Annotated in this window: 1 protein-coding gene; it reads right to left on the bottom strand. The window is 69.7% G+C overall.

Translation table 11 applies throughout. The features are described 5' to 3' along the window. Nucleotides 1-779 (bottom strand): flavin monoamine oxidase family protein (locus J9611_RS21480; protein ID WP_211883314.1); only part of this gene is annotated, 779 nt, incomplete at its 3' end. Nucleotides 780-806: the final 27 nt, after the last annotated feature.

Genomic DNA, 806 nt, shown 5'->3' with positions numbered 1-806 from the left:
GCGGTCACCCGGTAGCCGCCAGTGTTTCCGGCAATGCTGCCGCCGCTGGCGGACGCTTCCCAGTTGATCGTGCGGACCGGGCTGTTGAGCACGACGTCGTCGCCCAGCCCGGCGGCCTGCAGCAGGGACACCTGCTGCATCCCGCCGATCACCCGCTTGTCGAGGATGAAGTCCTCGTCGGTGAGGTGGGTGAAGGACCCGGCGGAGGCCGCCATCAGCACCGCCTGCAGGGCGGAGAAGGCGTGCGCGGGCTTGGTGAGCATGCCGCCGGCGATGAAGAGGCCGATGTTGTTGCAGGCTTCCTCGTCCGAGGAGTTCTCCCGCAGCCAGTGGTGGAAGGAGACGGTGTCCAGCCCGCGGGCCTTCGGGTGGGCCCACGGCTCGGTGGCGCCGATTTCCGCGGCCAGGGCGTCCAGCAGGGCGGTGAGCCTGTCCATCTCGGCCGCGGTGGTGCCGCTGACCGGGAAGGTTTCCCCGGTGTACAGGGTGCGCTGGCCGTCCGCTCCGAGATAGACCGACTTCCCCTCACGGTAGCGGGAGTAGGTCTGCAGGCCGAGCTCGTCCAGGAGCGCCAGCAGTTCGGTCTGGTCCGGCGAGACCCACTGGCCGCCGATTTCGAGCATGGCGCCGTCGATGGTGTCGGTCCAGGTGCGTCCGCCGACGCGGTCGCGGGCCTCCAGCACGGCCACGCTCAGTCCGGCCTTCTTCAGTTCCCGGGCTGCGGTCAACCCGGCGGGGCCGGCTCCGACGATGACGACGTCGCGGTCAAGTTCCAGCATGATGTCCTCTCCGTGGCCGCGGAGTGA

Origin of the sequence: Pseudarthrobacter albicanus (assembly GCF_018224015.1) — a bacterium.
Taxonomy (GTDB): domain Bacteria; phylum Actinomycetota; class Actinomycetes; order Actinomycetales; family Micrococcaceae; genus Arthrobacter; species Arthrobacter albicanus.
Note: the sequence above shows the minus strand (reverse complement) of the source record. Positions and strands in the feature narration are given on the sequence as shown.